This window comes from Gammaproteobacteria bacterium (assembly GCA_013697705.1).
GTDB lineage: Bacteria > Pseudomonadota > Gammaproteobacteria > UBA6002 > UBA6002 > UBA6002.
This window is the reverse complement of the sequence record JACCWJ010000004.1, coordinates 82,602-102,315: the sequence shown is the minus strand read 5'-3', so window position 1 is coordinate 102,315 and position 19,714 is coordinate 82,602. Positions and strand designations below refer to the sequence as shown.

Here is a 19,714-nt window from a genome sequence, read left to right as displayed (position 1 = left end):
ATAAATGTCGTACTCAGTGGATGAATTGATTATTATAGCCGACTATGGATAAAAAACACATTTTGCAAGTAGCACTTTCGACCCCCTTACGGCAGACCTTTGATTACTTATTGCCGCCAGAATTACTCAATCAGGATATAAAAGTAGGCACCCGAGTGAGAGTACCCTTTGGCCGTAGGCAGGTCATTGGAGTGATTCTCAACATTGTCGGGGCAAGCGCGCTCCCCGAACATAAACTTAAGCCTATCATCGAAATAATTGATACAGAACCCTTGTTTAACTCCACTATCCTTGAACTATATAACTTTGCTAGCCAATATTACCAGCACCCTATCGGTGACGTTATTTTTTCAAGTTTGCCGCCCTTGTTACGAGAAGGCGCGCCCGCTGTCTTGCCTGAAGATACTATTTTCACTTTAACGGAACTCGGGGCTGCCGCGACTGAATCAGCATTAAAACATGCCGTCCAACAACAAAAACTCATCCATTTACTAAAAGAACATCCCAATGGCTTGAGCCGAGAAGAATTGTTGGAAGCCTGCGGGCAGCAAAAAGCGCTTACCGCATTATTGGCGAAAGGTTTTATACGAAAGCATGTGCGTAAAGAATCCTCCTTATCGCCTAATAAAACCACCACCAGTTATTTCACTTTGAATGAATATCAAACCAAGGCCGTTGCAGCCATTCTGGATAATGAAGGATTTGCTACTTTTTTATTAGAGGGTGTGACAGGCAGCGGCAAAACAGAAGTATATCTACAATGTATTGATCAAGTGCTTAAGCAAAACAAACAAGCACTAGTTTTGGTTCCTGAAATTGGGCTTACTCCACAAACAGTCGCACGATTTCAATCTCGCTTTCCCGTCCCAATCAGTATATTGCATTCTGGGCTCAGCGATAAAGAAAGAGGCCATGCTTGGATAGCTGCACTCAAGGGAATCTCCCGTATTATTATTGGCACACGTTCTGCTGTCTTAACACCCTTACCCCAGCTTGGAATTATAGTTTTAGATGAAGAACACGATGCGTCCTTTAAACAACAATCAGGTTTTCGATATTCAGCCAAAGATTTAGCGATTATGCGCGGTAAGCTTGAATCTGCCCCTGTATTATTAGGGAGTGCCACGCCGTGCTTAGAGTCACTCTATAACGCTAAACATAAACGTTTTCAGCATCTCATCCTGCCTAAGCGTGCAGGAAATTCCGTTCAACCTCACTTCCACATCATTGATGTAAGAAATCAAAAACTCGATGAAGGATTTTCTAGCACTATCTTAGAAAGAATGCAGGAACATATTAAAAATTCTGGACAGGTATTAATTTTTCTCAATCGTCGCGGATTTGCTCCGACGCTGCTTTGTCATCATTGTGGTTGGATTGCAAGTTGTAGTCGATGTGACGCGAGATTAACTTATCATGCGCATCTCGAAAAATTGGTATGTCACCACTGCGCTAGCGTTCGCAGCGTCTTAAAACAATGCAATGCCTGCCAAAGCGCTGATTTATTATTTTTAGGTCTTGGCACGCAAAGATTGGAAAAGATTTTGCTGCAACATTTTCCAGGGGTAGCCATTACTCGAATTGACCGTGATAGTACCCGCAAGAAAGGCGCCATGGACAAAATGTTGTCCGGCATCCACAGTGGTGCCAGTCAAATCTTAATCGGCACCCAAATGCTAGCGAAAGGACATCACTTTCCTGATGTGACCATGGTAGCCATTGTGGACGTGGATAGTTGTTTATTTAGCTCGGACTTTCGGGCGAGCGAACGTCTGGGACAAATTATTGTTCAGGTCGCTGGGCGAGCGGGAAGATCAGACAAGCCCGGGGAAGTGTATCTCCAAACCCATAATCCCGAGCACCCCGTTTTAGCGCACCTACTAAAATCAGGCTATTCTAATTTTGCCGCTCATCTTTTAAGCGAACGAAAGTCTGCTGATCTTCCGCCGTATTCTCATTTAGTATTATTCAGGGCAGAAGCAACCGATGCCACGCTACCGCAACTTTTCTTAAATGATGTGCGTAGTTTGTTACTAGAAAATGAGCATCCCCTGCAAATATTCGGCCCCATCCCTGCACTTATGGAAAAGAAAGCAGGGAAATTTAGAGCACAGCTTTTAATACAAACTAAACAACGCAGTTTTTTGCAAAAATCCTTACATCCTAGAATAGAGGCTATTGAAGCACTTCCCTCTGGTCGAAAAGTGCGATGGTCTTTAGACGTAGATCCTATCGAAGTCTTTTAGAATTAAATGAAAGATCTGTACGCAGTCATGGGCAACCCTGTCACTCACAGCCAATCTCCTTTTATCCACACGCAATTCGCAAAACAAACCGGCCAATCGTTAAGGTATCTTAAAATTGAAGTCCCATTGCATGGTTTTCAAGTGGCACTACAAGAGTTTATTGTGCGAGGCGGCAAGGGTTTAAATATAACCGCCCCCTTAAAACAACAGGCTTTCACTGCAATGACGCAGAATACAAAAAGCGCCACAATTGCTCATGCGGTCAACACAATTAGTCTTCAGACCAAGGGAGAACTCTTTGGAGACAATACTGATGGCATAGGTTTACTGCGTGATTTAACGATTAACCATCGCTACTCAATTGCCAACAAAGCTGTCTTAATATTAGGCGGGGGCGGGGCAGTGCGTGGAATTTTGTTTCCTTTGCTGTCAGAAAAGCCTAAATTACTTATGTTAGCAAATCGGACCCTAGAAAAAGCAATCGCTATTCGTGATGAATTTCACGACATCGGTAAGATCGAGGTGAGTCGGTTAGACGACATTGAGGGAAGTTTTGACCTCATCATAAATTGCATGAACTTAGCGGATGAAACCCTAGATTTAAAATTGCCTCTAACGATTTATACAAAAAGTACCTTTTGTTATGACTTAATGTATGGACAGAGCGTCACACCATTCTTAAAATGGGCTGTTTCAAATGGTATCGCTCACCTTGCTAATGGTATTGGGATGTTGGTGGAGCAGGCAGCCGAATCGTTTTATATTTGGCGCGGTATTAAGCCTAATACCGGTCCCATCATTGAAATGTTAAAAGAATATAGCTATCAGTCATGATTTTTTAATTGGCGCGAACGTTCAGTTTTCATTGAAATTGGCCAACAAGACCTTCATCTAGGCTGATTTGTAGCACAACAAATGTTAAGGAAAAACAATGAAGAAATGGCTTTTATCACTCATTTGTTTAGGCTACATTTCCCCTTCGCTTGCCACCGAACATGCTTCCTTTTTAGTGACAGGACAAGATCTACAAGAAATGTCCTACTTCGATCATATTTTAGAAACCCCCAATTTCTTCGCTCGCGTCTATCCCGACAATCTTAACCCTAACTTAGTCTTAGTGCCGCGAGTAAACAGTGGTTTTAATTTTGGTTTGATTGGTTTTTATCAACGTCCCTATGACAATCAATTAGATTATGTCATTTCGGATCCTGTCAGGTCACTGTATCTCGTCAGTCCGGGCAGTACTATTCGCTCCTTGGATCCTGATCATGAATTTGGTTATGGTGCTTATATTGGCTATATCTATCCTTATTTGGGACGCGACATTCGCCTCGATTTTTTAAATTTTTCAGGGGTAGCCAATCATGCTACAACTGCCACTGGCGATGGCATACTCTGGACACCTTTGCCTTTATACGATGAAACGATACAAGCATTACACGCTACTTCCCGCCTTGATACGGATATAGAGCAAGGCAAATTAACAATAGGTCAACAAATTTACGGAGGCACACGATTCCAACTGCGCACTTCTTTAGGCGCGAAGTATTCTGCAATAAATCGTGAATTGGATACGACATATTTAAATGCTTTTCCACTTCCGGTTTTTGGTCCTGATTCATTTGGCAATTCCTATGTTGAGCAAAAAAGTCGCTTTAGCGGAGTGGGACCCGCGGTGCAAATCGATGGCAAATATTTTTTCACCAAAGAATTTGGTTTGGTGGGACATTTAACCGATGCCATTTTAATAGGCAGCATTCGAAGCGAACTGCGTTACACCGACGATCAATTTCCACCAGGATCAACCGCCATAAATCTCAAATCTACGGATCGAGTAGTCCCTAATATTGATGGACAACTTGGCTTTATTTTTCATCATCCTTTTTGTGGCACCACGACAAGTTTAGATATTGAATTGGGCTATGAAATAAATCATTACTTTAATGCAGTGGATACGTATCGAAGCACCGGTATAAGCTTCCCGACTCCTTTTCATTTAAAACATGTCCATGATTTAAGCTTGGATGGCCCTTATTTTTCAATTGGCCTTTCCGGCATTGCTTGCCCAACAGATGTGGTCATTGATCCTATATTGGTGAGCGTGCCTCAATTAGAAGGCGGCTTTATTTTTGGTGTGGGCGCGAGTTATTTAAGTGTGGAACATAATCAATTAGATTACGCCTTACTCGATACCACCGCGGTAAGTTTCGCGGGTCCTCCTGCGGTTCCCAGCCTAAATACGTCACTAAAAAATGTCGCTATGGACTACGCCTATGGTGTTATGCTTTCAGCGGGTTATATTTTTCGCAATACTCCTTATGATGTCATCGTTAATTACCGTCAAACGCAAGTTTCAGACCACGACACAGTCATAGCACCGCCAACCGGCGTTATCTGGACCATTCTTAGCACGCCCGTTTTCCTCACTCCTGATAGCCGCGCTACAGCGCTTGAAGCGCGCGCTAAAGCCACCTTCAATTTGCATGATGGCAATATGGAGTTTGGTCAAACGTTAAATGCCAATTCCCTCGTGTGGTTGCGACTTTTTGAGGGAGTGCAATTCGCTTCCATCAATTCCAATTTACATACCACCTATAATCAAGTAAGCCCTCAAGGCGTTCTTGGTTTTGTTTTTCCCCAAGAAGATGTTGTTCAAAAAAGTAGCTTTACCGGCATAGGACCCCGTTTAGGGTTTAATATGACATTACCTATTGGCGGGTTTGCACTTACTTCGACGCTGGCGGGAGGACTGTTAGTAGGATCCATCGATAGTAGTTATAAAGATGATATAGCTGCCATCACCGACCTTGATGAAGAAGACGATACATTACCCGCCTCTCTAGGGGTAAGGGTCGACTCTGAAACCCAATCTTCACCGTTCATGGATCTTAAAGTCGGCTTAGCATTCACTACCAGTCTCTTTAGCAAAACAAGATGGACTTTTGATCTAGGCTATATGGCCACACATTATTTTAATGCAGCCACCACATTTAGGCATGCCACCGATAATGCTGCCGTCTATATCAAGCAGGTACATGATATTACCGTCGACGGGCCTTACCTCAATCTTACCGTCTCAGGATTTGGAGGTTGCCCTGATGATTGTACAGTGCGACAACCCTATACGGCATTTGCTCCTATTTTACGCGGTGGCTTTGAATTTGCTGCAGAGAGTTTTTACTTGCAAGCACATACCCCAAATATTGATTATGGTATTGCAGATCCTCTACCCGAGTTTATCCCTTCGCTGGGAGGCGGTGTTTTTACTCCTTTATCGATTAATCCAAGTGCTCGCTCTCATATGAAAATCCTCTCACCTGATTACGAGTTCGGTTACCGTCTCCATTTTGGATATATTGTTCCGCTTACCGCAAATGACATTTCGCTTAACTATGCTTCCTATAAATCGAGTAACAGCGAAACAACTTTTGCGCCGCCTGATGGAGTTATTTGGACGATCTCCAATGGAAATTTTGCTGAGCTTGGTGTGCCTGATGTGTTTGTTCAATTTCCTGCATTTGCCAATGAAGCCCAAGCCTCGGTCGCTTTTACTTGGGAAACAGGTAATATCGAAATTGGACGACGTCTTAAATTCTATCACTTGATGACACGCTTCTTTGCAGGCTTGTCTTACGCTAAAATCATCGAAAAAATTGATATTCTTTATACAGATGGGTTTACCAATGGTTCGCCAATTGCTCCCTTCCTTCCTATCGAAGTGGCAACCGACACCCTCACTCAAGACAATTCATTTTATGGAATAGGGCCGCGTCTGGGTATGGCCGGTGATTTGGCCATTGGGTGTGGCTTCTCCTTCATTGGACAGTTCGGAACCGACTTATTAATAGGGAATATCGATAGTAGCATGCTAGAGAGCGCTTCCTCAGGCTTTAGCACGGCACTCAATCCAGAGAAACGTACCCGTCTTGTGCCTGCAATGGATGCTAAAGTGGGCTTCGCATATACCATGGCACTCCGAGATTGTGCTCAAATGGGCTTAGAACTAGGCTATCAGTTCAACCATTACTTCAATGTAAAAGACAGCATGCGTTTTACAGATAATTTCTCAACATTCATTAAACAAGATCAAGATATAGGATTTTATGGTCCTTATATAAGACTTCAGGTTAATATTTAAGCATTACAATTAGCTGATAGAGGAATAGCTCCTCGGAGCACAATTAAAAAGGTTAGTATGTCGAATCCATTATTAAATATGTCTTCTTTACCGAAGTTTACTGCGATTGAGCCGAAAGATATCGAACCGGCACTCGATCAAATCCTAAACGAAAATCGCCATCAGATTGAACAGCTACTGCAGCAAAAAAATGATCGAACCTGGGAAAATTTAATGGTTCCGCTCGAAGAAGTGGATGATCGACTAAGCCAGATGTGGTCAGTGGTGAGTCATCTTAATTCAGTGCGTTCTACTGAAGCCTTGCGGGCAGTATATGATGCCTGCTTACCCAAGTTGACGGATTATGCGACTGAAATGGGCCAGAATATTGGTTTATACAACGCCATTAAGTCTATTGCAGAACAATCGATGTTCGAAAAATTAAACTATGCCCAACAAAAAGTCATCGAGAATGAATTGCGAGACTTTGAGCTGGCGGGTGTCAGTCTTTCTCCCGAAGCACAAAAAAGATATGGCGAACTGCAACAACTTCTTTCAATGCTTACCGCCAAATTTGAACATAATTTAATGGACGCAACTCAAGGTTGGACCAAAATTGTTACCGATGAAAAAGAATTAAAGGGTTTGCCTGAATTAGCAATCGTTGGTGCAAAAGAAGCGGCTGAAGCGCTGGAGATGGAAGGATATTTATTTTCGCTAGAACAACCTTCTTATGCTGCTGTGCTAACTTATGCGGACTCCAGTAGCTTCCGCCATGAAATGTACATCGCTTACACCACGCGCAGTTCAGATCAAGGCCCTAACGCAGGTAAATGGGATAACACTGAGGTGATGAAGCAAATTCTCATCGCGCGTAAAAAATTAGCCGAAGTGCTGGGCTATGCCAATTATGCTGAGCTTTCGCTTATTCCAAAAATGGCAAAAAAACCTGAGGAAGTTATCCATTTCTTAAACGCGCTCGCACTCGCAAGTGTAGAGAAAGCGAGAGAAGAATATAATGAACTCAATGGATTCGTTAAAGAAAAATACGCCATTGAAAAAATAGCTGCGTGGGACGTTGCTTATTACAGCGAAAAATTGCGTGAATTCCGCTACAACATTTCACAAGAAGACCTCAGACCCTATTTTCCCGAAGATCAAGTCGTGCAAGGCCTTTTCAAAATAGTAAATAAGTTATTTGGTATCGTTATCCATGAAGTACAAGGAGTAGAAGTTTGGCATCCCGATGTTAAATTTTTTAATATTTACGGTCAAGATGGCGAACTTCGTGGACAATTTTATTTGGACTTATATGCACGCCCCAACAAAAGAGGCGGCGCCTGGATGGATGAGTGTCGCGTTAGGCGGCTCATTAACTCGCACGTTCAAACGCCTATCGCTTATTTAACCTGTAATTTTAACCGACCTGTCGGCGGTGACCCTGCTCTTTTTACGCATGACGATGTGCAAACACTGTTTCATGAATTTGGCCACGGACTACACCATTTGCTCACCAAGATTGATTATGCTGAAGTCTCTGGAATCAATGGTGTACCATGGGATGCCGTAGAACTACCGAGTCAGTTTTTAGAAAATTGGTGCTGGGAAAAACCTGCACTTGATTTAATGGCCTGTCATTACAAAACAGGTGAGGCACTGCCGCAAGATTTGTTCGACAAAATGATTCGAGCTCGTAATTTTCATTCAGCCATGCAAATGGTGCGACAACTTGAATTTGCGATTTTTGACTTCCACCTACATATGTTTTTCAATGAAGCAGAAGAACAACAAATACAACGATTTTTAGATGAAGCACGCGAACAAGTGTGCGTCATTCCTATTCCAGAGTTTAATCGTTTTCAACATGGCTTCTCTCATATTTTCTCTGGGGGATACGCAGCGGGATATTATAGTTACAAATGGGCAGAAGTTCTCTCAAGCGACGCTTTCTCAAAATTTACGGAGCAGGGTATTTTCGATGAAGAAACTGGACGATCATTTATGGAAAATATTTTAGAGCAGGGCGGCGCAAAAGATCCTATGGAACTTTTCATTGCATTTAGAGGACGTGAACCGTCTGTGGAAGCTCTGTTAAAACAAGCTGGAATTTATTCTTAACACGATAAGGACACCTGTATGAATGCCAACGAAATGAAAAAAAAAGCGGCTGAAGCTGCGCTTCAATATCTCCCTGAAGAGGGCATCATAGGCGTAGGGACAGGAACTACAGTCCAGTATTTTATTGAGGCCCTCGCCAAGGTTAAACATCAAATTGAAGGCACCATTGCAAGTTCTAAAGCCACTGAAAATGAGCTGAAAAAATTTGGCATTCCTGTATTTGAGTTAAACACAGTTGATCAAGTAGCTTTGTATGTGGATGGCGCTGATGAGGTCAATGATTATTTCTACCTTATCAAAGGTCGCGGAGGTGCACTGACGCGTGAAAAAATTATTGCCACAGTAGCCAAAAAATTTGTTTGTATTATTGATGAGTCGAAAAGAGTTTCGGTGTTGGGTGTTGATTGTCCCGTCCCTGTCGAAGTTATACCCATGGCAAGAAGCTATGTGGCCAGGCAACTGGTAAAATTGGGTGGTAGCCCAGTTTATCGTGAAGGATGCATTACCGATAATGGCAATATCATTCTCGACGTCTATAATTTGAAAATAATGGAACCTTTGAAATTAGAAGATGAGATCAAAACAATCACAGGCGTTGTTGATAATGGCTTATTTGCGCATCGGCCTGCAGATGTAATACTTATGTCCACGCCAGATAGCGTTGAATCATTCAAAAGAAGCTCTGATAAAATAAAGCTATAATATGAGTAAGTAGCTCTCTTTTTACAGGAGGTCACTACAATGGCTAAACATATTGTGAAAGATTTTTTAGATAAAAATCATGTTAATTATTCAGTAATTCAGCATACACCGGCCTATACTGCACCAGAAATTGCCGCTAATTGTCACATTTCTGGTAAGTATCTTGCAAAAGTAGTCATTATTAAAGTAGATGATAAATTTGCAATGGTGGTTGAACCCGCACATCAAAGAGTGAATTTAAAATCCTTGAAAGAGCTCTTAAAAGGCTCGAAAATAGAATTAGCAAGCGAATCTGAATTTCAAGATAAATTTCCAGATTGCGAAGTGGGCGCAGTGCCCCCGTTTGGTAATTTGTACGATATGGACGTGTATGTCTCAGAGAAATTAACTAAGGATGATCAAATTGCTTTTAGTGGAGGAAAACATACGGAGCTAATAAAGATGTCTTATAAAGATTTCGAAAAATTAGTGCACCCTAATATTTTAAAACATTGATGAGCTAAAAAGTTAAGACAATTATAAGAAGGGGTTATTATGCAATTACCATTAGAAATTACTATTCGCGACATTGAGCACACCGAAGCAATTGACACCAAAATCAGGCAAAAAGCTGAAAAACTACATCATTTATATGATCGCATCATTTACTGTCGAGTTGTGGTTGAAGCGCCACAAAAAAACAAACATCAAGGAAAAGAATTTCAAGTTAATATTGAAGTTGATGTCCCCGGTAAAGTGCTAGTAGTAAATCGTCACAGTCATCGCAATGAAGATTTGTATGTGGCAATTCGTGATTCGTTTAATGCGATGAAACGCCAACTAGAAGATTACGTCGATATTTTGCGAGGTGCCACTAAAAGTCACCAACTGCAACTTACCGGCAAAATAGTGCGTTTGTTTCCCGATTATGGATTCATTGAAACCTCAGAGGGCAATGAATATTATTTTCACGAAACAAATGTTCTCCAAGTTCCTTTTGCAGAGCTCAGCATAGGAACCACTGTGCATTTCTTAGAAAATAACGCGGGTGACAGTTTGCAGGCCCATCAAGTTACAACGTAAGTTGTAACTATTAGCACTAAAAACCTGCCCGGTAGTTAGTAATCTAGAGTCAACGTTTCTCTACGCGGCATTGCGAAATGATAGCTTGCCATTAAGGTAATGCGGCAAATCATATTCTCTTATTTTTGTGTAATCTTTATCGAGGGTGTTGCTAATTAGATTTTTTACATGGTGATTGCAACATTTATTCAACAAGCCCTGAAAATGAGGCGGCGCTACCAGAATAAGATTAGTATAACGATTAGTGGCTCTCCCTAGGTTGAGCTTTTCAGCTAATTCACGCGCAAAACGCAGGGCTTCTGCTTGCTTCGGATTAAATGTCTCTTCAAAAGAGCTGAGCGGGGTAGAGGTCGATTTACGATAGCGACCTGGCACGTCAGTGACTAGACTCGCAATTTTTTTGCGGCTGGCAGGATGGAAAAATTCATCGATGAGCAATATCTTTTTTGTGACTTTTTCTGCTTGAAATAATCGAGCTTCACTCGCGTTAGCAATTAAGATCCAGGTGGTTTTCATAATCAACCTCCTTAGTGTAATCGTTGAGATAGCCATGAGCTCCGTCTCATTAATAACAGCCCTTTAGAAAATTATAGCTGTATAATCTGTTAAAAATGAGGTCTACGGGCTGCTGGTTAAGCGGCAATGACTTCTTTTTTTTAATAATGCACAGTTGTATTTAACTAGACTACAGAAAGGTTCTTGATAAGACAGGAAATAAATGGGATTATTTGCGTGCTTTTGCAGGTCCCGTAAAATTTAAAACTGATCCTTTCATAACCTATACGAAAAAAATGAATGAATATTACTTCTCCCCATCAAGCAGCAGAGTTAATTAAAAAACGTGCTGGCAAATTCTCGCCTCAATTGGCCCTTGTGTTAGGTTCAGGCCTAAACAAACTTGCAGACATGCTCAATAACCCTATAGTTATTCCCTATAGTGAAATTCCCGGGTTTAGTGATACGAGCGTCGCTGGGCACCAAGGTAATTTAATATTAGGATTACTCAATGGCGTGCCAATTGCATGTCTTCAAGGTCGTTCGCATTCCTATGAGGGGAAGAATAGCGCTGCTATCTCAACGCCTATTCGCACCTTAAAACTTCTCGGCTGCGAGTCTATCATTTTAACCAATGCTGCGGCGTCCCTCAGAAAGGAAGTCACTCCGGGTAATTTGGTATTAATTAGTGATCACATTAATTTTCAGTTTCAAAATCCCTTGGTAGGCGCTAACGATGACTCTTTTGGTCCCCGTTTCCCTTCTTTACAAAATGCATACGATAGTGAATTCATGGAAATAGCTTCTCAAACTGCTTCTGAACTCAATATCAATATTTCGACGGGCGTATACCTCGCTACGTTAGGACCGTGTTATGAAACCCCAGCAGAAATTCGGGCATTTAAAATTATGGGCGCGGATATGGTGGGAATGTCTACCGTACCCGAAGTTATTATTGCCAGGCACTGTAATATGAAAGTGTTAGCGATCTCAACGATAACGAATATGGCGGTAGGAATGAGCGATGAATTCCTAACACATGAGAATGTTCTGCGAGTTGCAAAGATGGCGGCTGAAGACTTAAGTCAATTAATTATTGCACTGATTAATAAAATTACCGTGTCGAATCGGCAAGTAGATTCTGATGTCTGCACCTAGAAAACGTGTCCTGGAATAACATCGCGTGTCACCCAGGACCTCCCAAATCTCAGTTATTGACAATCCCGATTACTGATACTGCTTGATAATTTTGTATGGCATAACTTTGCATTAATAAGCTGATCTTCAGTTAGATTTTCATTATTAAAAGTCGTTCCCGTTAAATTAGCACTCAAAAAATTTGTGCCTTTAAAGCTATTCTTAGGATCTTCATCGCAAGGGGTAAGTTGTGCCTTCATCAAATCTGCAAAGCTGAAATTTGCTTGGGTGAAATCGGCATTAAGTTTGCTGTTTATTAAATTAGCATGTGAAAAATTACTGAAAGTAAACATAGCACCACAACCACCCATAGGAGGGGAAACTGAAATATTGTTCATTTGAGCATGGCTAAAATTGCAGTTTTTAAAAGAAGCTCCCTTCATAATAGTTGCGTTTTTGAGATTAGCATTTTCGAAATTAGCATAGTCGCTCATAACGGCGTTTAAATGTGCATTCGCTAGATTTGCCCGACTAAAATTGGTTCGTTGCATAATAATCTGGCCCACTTTTTCATGAATTCCCGGCCCGAAATCCGATGGGCTGAAATAAGCATTTTGTAGATTTGCGCCTGAAAAATTCGCGTTTGAAATGTTACAGATAATGAAACCCTTATTATCCATCTTTACTTTCTGAATATTTAGCGTGCTTTTATCGCCTAATTTGAAGTTTGAAAGGTTAGCATTTGATAAATCCCCGCCTGGACAGCTGCAAGTTTCCTGCAGTCTTTTCAAATCTTGGGGGTTATATCCCAGAGCACATTGCATTGACGAAACAAGAAAGAGGCCTATTAATATTTTTTTCATTTTGGAGTCCCATTTAAGTTATCAGTCATCGGTGTTAAGAGTCGAGTATCTGTATATCCACAACTAACGCACTCCACCCTGTGCTCTGTGGGTAATTTTTCCAAACAAATTTTATCAAGTGATTTGCAGGCAGGGCACATCGCACCTGCTATAAAACGTTTCTGCATTAGTAAATTCCAGGCGCCATAGAAGTAATAAGCAATAATGCACCTATTACTGCAATGTTAGCGTAAAAGATAAAAGAGACATTTCTGCGCTGTACTCCCTCCATTTTCCAATAATTACACACTAAAAAATTAGCGACCAAGGTAAAAATAATTAAGGCAATCGAGGCAATGACAGCGTAATAATTAAAAATAATAGCCAGCGAGCCTACAATTTGCGTGGCAATTACGGCAAATAAGACTAGATTAGGAAAGGGAATTTTCTTGAATTTAATTAAGCCTAAGACTTTGTGCCAATGAAGTGCATTGTTGATCCCTGCTTTTAAAAAATAAGAAGCAAGTAAGAAACGACCGAAGAGAGGAATAAGAAAGGTCCAATCTGTCATAAAACAACTCAAAACTTAGGGGAAAGAGTTATTGTACAAAATGAACACTGAAAAGCTAGTTTTAAATAAAAAAGGAGGCAATTGAATGATCAACCGCCCCCTCCAGGCAATCCTTGCCTGAAAACTGACACAACACTCCTTTGCTTAGCTCTCACTCCCTGAGCAAACCATAAATTTCCATTTGGTATCTACCACAAGCAAATGCTTATGCTGCTATCCTAGCCACTCCGTCCCAATTCCATGGGCACTCTAATGCAATCAGCTAGAGTTACAAGATACCAAAGTAAAAATTACAGTATTGAAAAATACCTGTGAATTTAACAATCATTTAGAATCAATCATTTAGAATCAATCATTTAGCTATTTTATTAGGCCAAATTAATTGAATAAATAATCCCTAACAAGCATATAGACTACAACTGCAATCGCGAATTTCCCACAGAATTGAATTGAATGACTCGCCTTATAGATCGCCCCACAACGCTTGAGCAACACTTATAGCAGACACTGCGGCCGTTTCTGTTCTAAGAATTCGAGGACCAAGAGAGATACCGGTGAAGTTATATTTGTTCGCCAGAGAAATTTCATTGTTTGATAAACCGCCTTCGGGACCAATAATGAGTAATATCTCTTGTGCAGCGGGAAGATGAGACAAGCGCTGGCTACTGTTAGGATCGCAGAATAATTTCATCTCCTGCCTGGGATGATAAATCCAGTCCTCAAATTGAACAATGGGATTTAGCGAGGGCAGGCTGCTACGACCCGATTGCTCACACGCGCTAACCATAATCTTTTGCCAATGCACTAAACGCTTTTCTCTGCGACTTGCATCCAGTTTAATAGAGCAATGCTCTGTGATAATAGGCGTGATTTCTGTCACCCCGAGCTCGACTGCTTTTTGGATCGTCCAATCCATTTTTTCACCCCGTGAAATTCCCTGGACTAAATGAATTTTAAGCGGCGACTCTTTATGAACATTAATGGACTCTTGTATCTCTAAGGTGACTATTTTTTTGGAGCAGTCCGTCAGTATTGCAAGATAATCTTTACCATCACCATTGAACAATACGCTTTTCGCCCCTACCTTTAAGCGCAAAACATGCAGTATGTAATGGCTAGTTTCTTCGCAAAGCTTAACAATGGTATCTTTACTTAATGGACCATTGTAATAGAATCGAGAAATTCGCATAAGTAGTCCTGTTATTTAATCGCTCTAGATCAACATTATCGGATAGCTATATGGCAAAATCTTCAAAGATGCTTGAGGACATGAAAAAATTATTAGTAGAGGGGACAGCCGCTACTCAAGAAGGTATCAAACAACATTTGATAAATCTAGGTTACGAAGTCAATCAGGCGAAAATTTCTAGGCTTCTGCGAAAATTAGGTGCGGTGAAGACGAGCAATGAATATGGCCATGTAGTGTATCTTATGCCCAAAGAACCTGCCCTGCCGCAGGCCAAAAGTCTACTGTCTAATCTGATTATTGACATTAATGCTAATGAGTCACTTATAGTAATACACACTAGCCCAGGTTCTGCTTCCCTTTTTGGACGTTTAATTGACCACAACATGGTTAAACTAAAAGTGCTTGGAACTGTGGCCGGAGATGACACCTTAATTGTCATTCCTAAATCGGTTAAGCATCTAGCACAAACACTTTCCGACATCCAAGAATTATTAGCCCAACTGTAATTACTCTACTATCACGCTTTTAATATTTACAAACTCTTGGATCCCATATCGAGAGAGTTCGCGTCCGTAACCACTATGCTTGATCCCTCCAAAGGGCATTCGAGGATCTGACTTTACTAACCCATTTACAAAACAACTTCCTGCCTCTAATCGATTTGCTGCAATGTCTTCTCCTTTCTCGCGGTTTTGGGTGAATACAGCCGCGCCTAAACCAAACTCGGAGTCATTAGCAACAAAGACAGCCTCTTCTTCATCTTTCACGGGAATAATGGCCGCAACGGGTCCGAATAATTCTTCTTCATACGCCGGCATCCCTTTTTTAACATTGGTAAGCACGGTGGGCGGATAATACGCGCCCGCTAAATTTGGTATTGATCCTCCGAGAAGACAAACAGCCCCTTTTTCTATACTTTCTTTTACCTGTCTATGTAATGCATCGCGTAAATCATAACGTGCTTGAGGGCCCATCTCTGTGTCTTCTTTAGCAGGATCGCCCATCTTTACTTCACTCATTTTTTTAACAAATAAGTTTTCAAATTCTTCCTTGACCTCTTCCACCACAATGAAACGTTTGGCAGCAATACAACTTTGTCCCGCATTGGTAAGACGACTCGCCACACAGATTTCTACTGCAGCAACAAGGTCGGCATCAGCAAGAATTAAATAAGGATCGCTGCCGCCTAATTCATAAACGCCTTTTTTTAAACAGGAACCGGCAATTTCTCCTACAGTCATTCCAGCTCGGGTACTGCCAGTTAATGTCACTGCGGCTATTTTCTTATTAGGAATCGCCTCATCAATGACTTGATTGCTAACGATCACAGATCGAAACACATTCCGAGGGAATCCTGCTTTGGAAAATACTTCTTCAATGGCTACAGAACAACCCGTGGTATTAGATGCATGTTTTAGAATACCCACGTTACCCGCCATTAAACCGGGCGCAGCAAATCTAAACACCTGCCAAAAAGGGAAATTCCACGGCATAATAGCTAATACCACGCCTAGGGGGGGGTAGGTTACATAACTTTTGCTCGCCCCAGTTGCTACCATTTCAGGCGCTAAAAAACTTTCAGCATTTTCCGCAAAATAATCGCAGCACCACGCGCACTTTTCCACCTCACTAATGCCACTTTTAATGGGTTTCCCCATCTCAATCATCATCAATTCAGCATATTCGCGAGAATTATTACGTAAAATTTCGCCTGCTTTTCTCATTAAACTACTACGCGTTTTAAAAGAGGTTGATTTCCACTCTTGAAAAGCGTTAAAGGTACTATCAATAATGGTATTTAATTCGGCTTCGGACATTTCTTCGTAGGTTTTGACTAAGTTGCCATTTGCGGGATTTCGTATTTCAATAGTGGACATGTAACCTCCTGTAAAATAGTCTAGCAATGTAGTCGCTTTGACCAATTCAATAACATCGATTATACAACATTTTTTAGTAAGAATTATGAAATCAGATTACCCAGATCTCCCGGGCCTGCCGCCCCTATTCATGCAGCGTCTGCAAAACATCCTCTCCCCTGAGAATTATGAACAGTATCTACATTTTTTAGCAGCCACAAAAACAACCTGCTTTCGTGTAAATACGCTTAAAATTTCGATTGCTGAACTCATTGATCGATTGCATGCTCAAAAAATTATTACGCACCCTATTAGTTGGTGTGAGGAGGGTTATTCGGTAGCGAACGACCAGAGGCGCATGCTCACAGAAACAACAGAATTTCAAACAGGTCTGCTTTATATTCAGAATCCCTCTAGCTTATTCGCGAGTTTAGTATTAAGCCCAAAACCCGGTGAAGAAGTGCTAGATTTAGCAGCAGCTCCAGGCGGTAAAACGTTGCACCTCGCTGCCTTGATGAAAAACGAAGGTAGGATTGCCGCAGTGGAAGCCGTAAAAAATAGATTTTTCCGCTTAAAAAATAACATTGCTAATGCGGGCGCTAACATAGTTCAAGCCTATCACAAAGACGGTGCTTTAATTGGCCGTTTAGTTCCTAAGCGATTTGATCGTGTATTGCTGGATGCCCCCTGTTCTTCAGAGGGTCGCTTTGACTTGAATAATCCCGAATCTTATTTGTATTGGAATGAAAAGAAAATTACGGAAATGACTCGCAAACAAAAACAGCTTATTTATTCAGCGATACAATGTGTTAAGCCCAATGGAATTTTAGTTTACTGTACGTGTTCATTTTCTCCCGAAGAAAATGAGGCAATTGTACAATACGCATTAGATAAATTTGGGCAAGCCATAGAAATACTGCCTATTACTGTTCCTTTTCCAAACTTTCAAACTGGGTTATCAAGTTGGAAGAATGATTTTTTCTCCCCCGTAATGGAAAATGCAATCCGAATCATTCCAGATGCAATGATGTCAGGTTTTTTTATCTGCAAGATGCGTATCAATTCTTTTTAATGCAGTTAAGGCTTAAGCATCTAGCACGTCGCCCTGCAACCTACCCTCACCCGCGAATAAGCTAAGGAGAATTGAGGATGAAGTTACAACAAAGGTTTTCGCAAAAATTTCTCAAGAATTTTACAGGGAGATTTCTCTATCTCGTCGAGGGCATGAGGGGGCACATAAAAAGTTTGCTCGAAGGTAAATTGGCCTGCCATTGCAGCGTGAGACACTTGATCGGTATATACAATCCAGGAACTACCTGGCTGAAAAAGTTGCTGAGTTTGGGGCACCTGTTCTTGATACTCCATATCAGCCTTCATTGCGTTGTGCAGCTGTAACATGTAATGATCATAAGGGGTCCGTTTCTGCTTCGTTATTTTTAAAGCATTTAACATCGTGGCAGCACCCACCACCGGTGCTCGCAACTTCGGGTAGAAATATTCAATTACTTTATTAAAAGGGGCACCAATTCGCCAGACTCGTGGATGCGCTGGATTCACATTAGTGAAAACACGCAAGATTCGTTTTCCTTGAGTGGGAGTGGAAGGAAAAGCATCGACGTGAAGCCTTGTATCATCTTTACGATAGGAAGGACTTACTCTGCCCATTATTTCAACAGGACGAAAACTGGTACGCCCTTGTTCAACCTCGTCTTGATAGAGAGGAAATAAATTGGTCAACAATTGCTTGGTATAAGTGGCATAACGGTTGAGCATCTGAGTGAGCTGTATCGATTCAGTTTTGGTACAAACTGCCCCTTGAAGCATCGAGTGATTCCAATCAAAACTAACATTTTTAGTTTTTGGACTAGCATAGTGATGAGACAAAAAAACTTTTTCTTGAGGAAACAGTCTGAAAGATAACTCAGGCAAATACATTACCTCCCCTGACTCCAGGGCAGTTAAAGCAAACTGTTGTGTCTCCTGAGAAACAGGTTCATCCCAATTTAAAAGATTTAGCGTTTGCAACATTTCAATCACTCAATGGTAGAATTAATATCCTTATTCTGGGTTTTCAAGACTAAGCATACCTGTGTTGTAATCGTAAGCAAAAATTTCAGCATAACGACCCCACTCGATGACAATCTTTAATACCTCTTCTGCCGCTTCCTCGCTCAGGTAGTCTTCTAACTCTCTTAGAAATCTGTCTTCTGAAGCGACATGTCCCGGTCGCTCGTCGAGCACCCTTCGAATATGGCGGGCTAGTGGAACGTAACTTAATAGATGGGCCGCAAAAATCTGTTTGCGGCGGAGAATATCCGCCTTGGCAAATAATTTTCCAGCGCCAGTTAATTCGATATCTCCCTTTGAAACATAGGCAAAACGCATTATTTCAAGGGCTTCGATGATATGAAATAAATCATCTACATTCAATTGCAAATCTTCGGCTAACTCGGGGAGATCGACCTTATCTTTATAATCCGGAGAGTCTAATGCCTCTAAAAAACCGGTCAACTCAGAGATTTCCACATCGGGTAACCGATACCCAAGGCCAATAGTTTTGTATCGGACCCCCGCTACACTGACACGATCAGCTGAAGGCGTGGTCATTAAGGTATAAATATCATCGACTAACTTTCTAAACTTTGGATCTTGATCGTTGCGAGGATGGGGTAAATCGACTTGTAATTCGTCCTTAATATAGCCTGGATTAGCGCCAAAAATGAGTATCCGATCAGCTAAAATTGCTGCTTCTTCAATATCATGAGTGACACAGATAATTCCCTTAATATTGGTTTTCTTCTCGGTCCAAAGATCCACTAGATCGCTGCGTAAGTTATCTGTGGTTAATACATCCAATGCAGAAAAAGGTTCGTCCATTAAGAGAACTGTTGGATTTACGACCAAGGCTCTTGCAAAGCCAACACGTTGGCGCATTCCGCCTGATAATTCTTTGGGGTAGGCTGACTCAAAGCCATCCAATCCAATGATATCAATAGCTTCAATAGCCCGCGCCCGTCTTTTTGCTTTTGCGACCCCTTGCGCTTCTAAACCTAACTCAACATTCTGGAGTACGGTTAGCCACGGCAATAAAGCAAAACTTTGAAATACCATGGCCATCCCCTTTACAGGACCCTTCACGGGTTTACCGGCATAAACTACATCACCAGACGTTGGAGGAATTAAACCCGCAATAATACGCAGTAAAGTAGATTTTCCAGACCCGGATTTACCCAGCAATGCAACGATTTCATTTTCTTGTAGAATGAAATTAACGTCTTCAAGAACAAGCAACTCTTGGTGATCGCTTTTTCTAAATGACTTTTTTACCCCCACTGTTTCAATAAGGTTTTTTTTAATGTCAGTAACAATATCAACCATT

18 protein-coding genes are annotated in these 19,714 nt (G+C 41.4%); 10 read left to right on the top strand and 8 right to left on the bottom strand.

The window, feature by feature from the left end:
• Positions 1 to 44 precede the first annotated feature (44 nt).
• The 7 genes from priA (at position 45) to H0U71_01065 (ending at position 10,245) form a co-directional block, all read left to right on the top strand.
• On the top strand, positions 45 to 2,246 hold the full coding sequence (gene priA / locus H0U71_01095) for a primosomal protein N' (protein ID MBA2653650.1): 2,202 nt from the start codon (positions 45 to 47) through the stop codon (positions 2,244 to 2,246).
• Positions 2,247 to 2,252: 6 nt separating this feature from the next.
• Positions 2,253 to 3,080 carry a shikimate dehydrogenase gene (aroE, locus tag H0U71_01090; GenBank protein ID MBA2653649.1) on the top strand — a complete coding sequence of 276 codons (828 nt, stop codon included), beginning with the start codon at positions 2,253 to 2,255 and terminating at the stop codon, positions 3,078 to 3,080.
• Positions 3,081 to 3,177: 97 nt separating this feature from the next.
• Positions 3,178 to 6,384: a hypothetical protein gene (locus H0U71_01085; GenBank protein ID MBA2653648.1), complete on the top strand. Its 3,207-nt coding sequence runs from the start codon at positions 3,178 to 3,180 to the stop codon at positions 6,382 to 6,384.
• 57 nt (positions 6,385 to 6,441) lie between these two features.
• Complete coding sequence (gene prlC / locus H0U71_01080; GenBank protein MBA2653647.1) at positions 6,442 to 8,481, top strand: oligopeptidase A; 2,040 nt, start codon at positions 6,442 to 6,444, stop codon at positions 8,479 to 8,481.
• Between the two features lie 18 nt (positions 8,482 to 8,499).
• Complete coding sequence (rpiA, locus tag H0U71_01075; protein ID MBA2653646.1) at positions 8,500 to 9,183, top strand: ribose-5-phosphate isomerase RpiA; 684 nt, start codon at positions 8,500 to 8,502, stop codon at positions 9,181 to 9,183.
• Between the two features lie 39 nt (positions 9,184 to 9,222).
• Entirely contained in the window at positions 9,223 to 9,678 is a 456-nt protein-coding gene (locus H0U71_01070; protein MBA2653645.1) for a YbaK/EbsC family protein, read from the top strand.
• A gap of 39 nt (positions 9,679 to 9,717) precedes the next feature.
• On the top strand, positions 9,718 to 10,245 hold the full coding sequence (locus H0U71_01065; protein MBA2653644.1) for an HPF/RaiA family ribosome-associated protein: 528 nt from the start codon (positions 9,718 to 9,720) through the stop codon (positions 10,243 to 10,245).
• A 60-nt stretch (positions 10,246 to 10,305) separates the two neighbouring features.
• Here H0U71_01065 and H0U71_01060 read toward each other — a convergent pair whose 3' ends face one another.
• Positions 10,306 to 10,761: a host attachment protein gene (locus H0U71_01060; protein ID MBA2653643.1), complete on the bottom strand. Its 456-nt coding sequence runs from the start codon at positions 10,759 to 10,761 to the stop codon at positions 10,306 to 10,308.
• A 279-nt stretch (positions 10,762 to 11,040) separates the two neighbouring features.
• On the opposite strand from H0U71_01060, the gene H0U71_01055 reads away from it, so the two are divergent.
• Positions 11,041 to 11,898 carry a purine-nucleoside phosphorylase gene (locus tag H0U71_01055; GenBank protein MBA2653642.1) on the top strand — a complete coding sequence of 286 codons (858 nt, stop codon included), beginning with the start codon at positions 11,041 to 11,043 and terminating at the stop codon, positions 11,896 to 11,898.
• Positions 11,899 to 11,951: 53 nt separating this feature from the next.
• Here H0U71_01055 and H0U71_01050 read toward each other — a convergent pair whose 3' ends face one another.
• The 4 genes from H0U71_01050 to H0U71_01035 form a co-directional block, all read right to left on the bottom strand.
• Entirely contained in the window at positions 11,952 to 12,740 is a 789-nt protein-coding gene (locus H0U71_01050) for a pentapeptide repeat-containing protein (GenBank protein ID MBA2653641.1), read from the bottom strand.
• Positions 12,737 to 12,907 carry a YheV family putative metal-binding protein gene (locus tag H0U71_01045; GenBank protein ID MBA2653640.1) on the bottom strand — a complete coding sequence of 57 codons (171 nt, stop codon included), beginning with the start codon at positions 12,905 to 12,907 and terminating at the stop codon, positions 12,737 to 12,739. The genes H0U71_01050 and H0U71_01045 overlap by 4 nt, the downstream gene beginning before the upstream one ends.
• Complete coding sequence (locus tag H0U71_01040) at positions 12,907 to 13,290, bottom strand: DoxX family protein (GenBank protein MBA2653639.1); 384 nt, start codon at positions 13,288 to 13,290, stop codon at positions 12,907 to 12,909. The genes H0U71_01045 and H0U71_01040 overlap by 1 nt, the downstream gene beginning before the upstream one ends.
• A 463-nt stretch (positions 13,291 to 13,753) precedes the next feature.
• Positions 13,754 to 14,479 (bottom strand): 16S rRNA (uracil(1498)-N(3))-methyltransferase, encoded by a 726-nt coding sequence (locus tag H0U71_01035; protein MBA2653638.1) that lies wholly within the window; start codon positions 14,477 to 14,479, stop codon positions 13,754 to 13,756.
• A 50-nt stretch (positions 14,480 to 14,529) separates the two neighbouring features.
• Here H0U71_01035 and H0U71_01030 point away from each other — a divergent pair, with 50 nt between their 5' ends.
• A complete protein-coding gene (locus H0U71_01030) occupies positions 14,530 to 14,985 on the top strand; it encodes an ArgR family transcriptional regulator (protein MBA2653637.1) in 456 nt (151 codons plus the stop codon).
• On the opposite strand, the gene H0U71_01025 is transcribed toward H0U71_01030, so the two are convergent.
• Complete coding sequence (locus tag H0U71_01025) at positions 14,986 to 16,356, bottom strand: NAD-dependent succinate-semialdehyde dehydrogenase (GenBank protein MBA2653636.1); 1,371 nt, start codon at positions 16,354 to 16,356, stop codon at positions 14,986 to 14,988. It abuts the gene before it with no gap.
• 85 nt (positions 16,357 to 16,441) lie between these two features.
• On the opposite strand from H0U71_01025, the gene H0U71_01020 reads away from it, so the two are divergent.
• Positions 16,442 to 17,407 carry an RsmB/NOP family class I SAM-dependent RNA methyltransferase gene (locus tag H0U71_01020; protein MBA2653635.1) on the top strand — a complete coding sequence of 322 codons (966 nt, stop codon included), beginning with the start codon at positions 16,442 to 16,444 and terminating at the stop codon, positions 17,405 to 17,407.
• Positions 17,408 to 17,490: 83 nt separating this feature from the next.
• On the opposite strand, the gene H0U71_01015 is transcribed toward H0U71_01020, so the two are convergent.
• A complete protein-coding gene (locus tag H0U71_01015; protein MBA2653634.1) occupies positions 17,491 to 18,363 on the bottom strand; it encodes a Kdo hydroxylase family protein in 873 nt (290 codons plus the stop codon).
• A gap of 30 nt (positions 18,364 to 18,393) precedes the next feature.
• Positions 18,394 to 19,713: a nitrate/sulfonate/bicarbonate ABC transporter ATP-binding protein gene (locus tag H0U71_01010; protein ID MBA2653633.1), complete on the bottom strand. Its 1,320-nt coding sequence runs from the start codon at positions 19,711 to 19,713 to the stop codon at positions 18,394 to 18,396.
• Between the last annotated feature and the right edge of the window lies 1 nt (position 19,714).

Bases quoted from the DNA above. Each gene is read 5' to 3' on its own strand.
- priA (MBA2653650.1), top strand. From the start codon at position 45: ATGGATAAAAAACACATTTTGCAAGTAGCACTTTCGACCCCCTTACGG.
- aroE (MBA2653649.1), top strand. From the start codon at position 2,253: ATGAAAGATCTGTACGCAGTCATGGGCAACCCTGTCACTCACAGCCAA.
- H0U71_01085 (MBA2653648.1), top strand. From the start codon at position 3,178: ATGAAGAAATGGCTTTTATCACTCATTTGTTTAGGCTACATTTCCCCT.
- prlC (MBA2653647.1), top strand. From the start codon at position 6,442: ATGTCGAATCCATTATTAAATATGTCTTCTTTACCGAAGTTTACTGCG.
- rpiA (MBA2653646.1), top strand. From the start codon at position 8,500: ATGAATGCCAACGAAATGAAAAAAAAAGCGGCTGAAGCTGCGCTTCAA.
- H0U71_01070 (MBA2653645.1), top strand. From the start codon at position 9,223: ATGGCTAAACATATTGTGAAAGATTTTTTAGATAAAAATCATGTTAAT.
- H0U71_01065 (MBA2653644.1), top strand. From the start codon at position 9,718: ATGCAATTACCATTAGAAATTACTATTCGCGACATTGAGCACACCGAA.
- H0U71_01060 (MBA2653643.1), bottom strand. From the start codon at position 10,761: ATGAAAACCACCTGGATCTTAATTGCTAACGCGAGTGAAGCTCGATTA.
- H0U71_01055 (MBA2653642.1), top strand. From the start codon at position 11,041: ATGAATATTACTTCTCCCCATCAAGCAGCAGAGTTAATTAAAAAACGT.
- H0U71_01050 (MBA2653641.1), bottom strand. From the start codon at position 12,740: ATGAAAAAAATATTAATAGGCCTCTTTCTTGTTTCGTCAATGCAATGT.
- H0U71_01045 (MBA2653640.1), bottom strand. From the start codon at position 12,907: ATGCAGAAACGTTTTATAGCAGGTGCGATGTGCCCTGCCTGCAAATCA.
- H0U71_01040 (MBA2653639.1), bottom strand. From the start codon at position 13,290: ATGACAGATTGGACCTTTCTTATTCCTCTCTTCGGTCGTTTCTTACTT.
- H0U71_01035 (MBA2653638.1), bottom strand. From the start codon at position 14,479: ATGCGAATTTCTCGATTCTATTACAATGGTCCATTAAGTAAAGATACC.
- H0U71_01030 (MBA2653637.1), top strand. From the start codon at position 14,530: ATGGCAAAATCTTCAAAGATGCTTGAGGACATGAAAAAATTATTAGTA.
- H0U71_01025 (MBA2653636.1), bottom strand. From the start codon at position 16,356: ATGTCCACTATTGAAATACGAAATCCCGCAAATGGCAACTTAGTCAAA.
- H0U71_01020 (MBA2653635.1), top strand. From the start codon at position 16,442: ATGAAATCAGATTACCCAGATCTCCCGGGCCTGCCGCCCCTATTCATG.
- H0U71_01015 (MBA2653634.1), bottom strand. From the start codon at position 18,363: ATGTTGCAAACGCTAAATCTTTTAAATTGGGATGAACCTGTTTCTCAG.
- H0U71_01010 (MBA2653633.1), bottom strand. From the start codon at position 19,713: ATGGTTGATATTGTTACTGACATTAAAAAAAACCTTATTGAAACAGTG.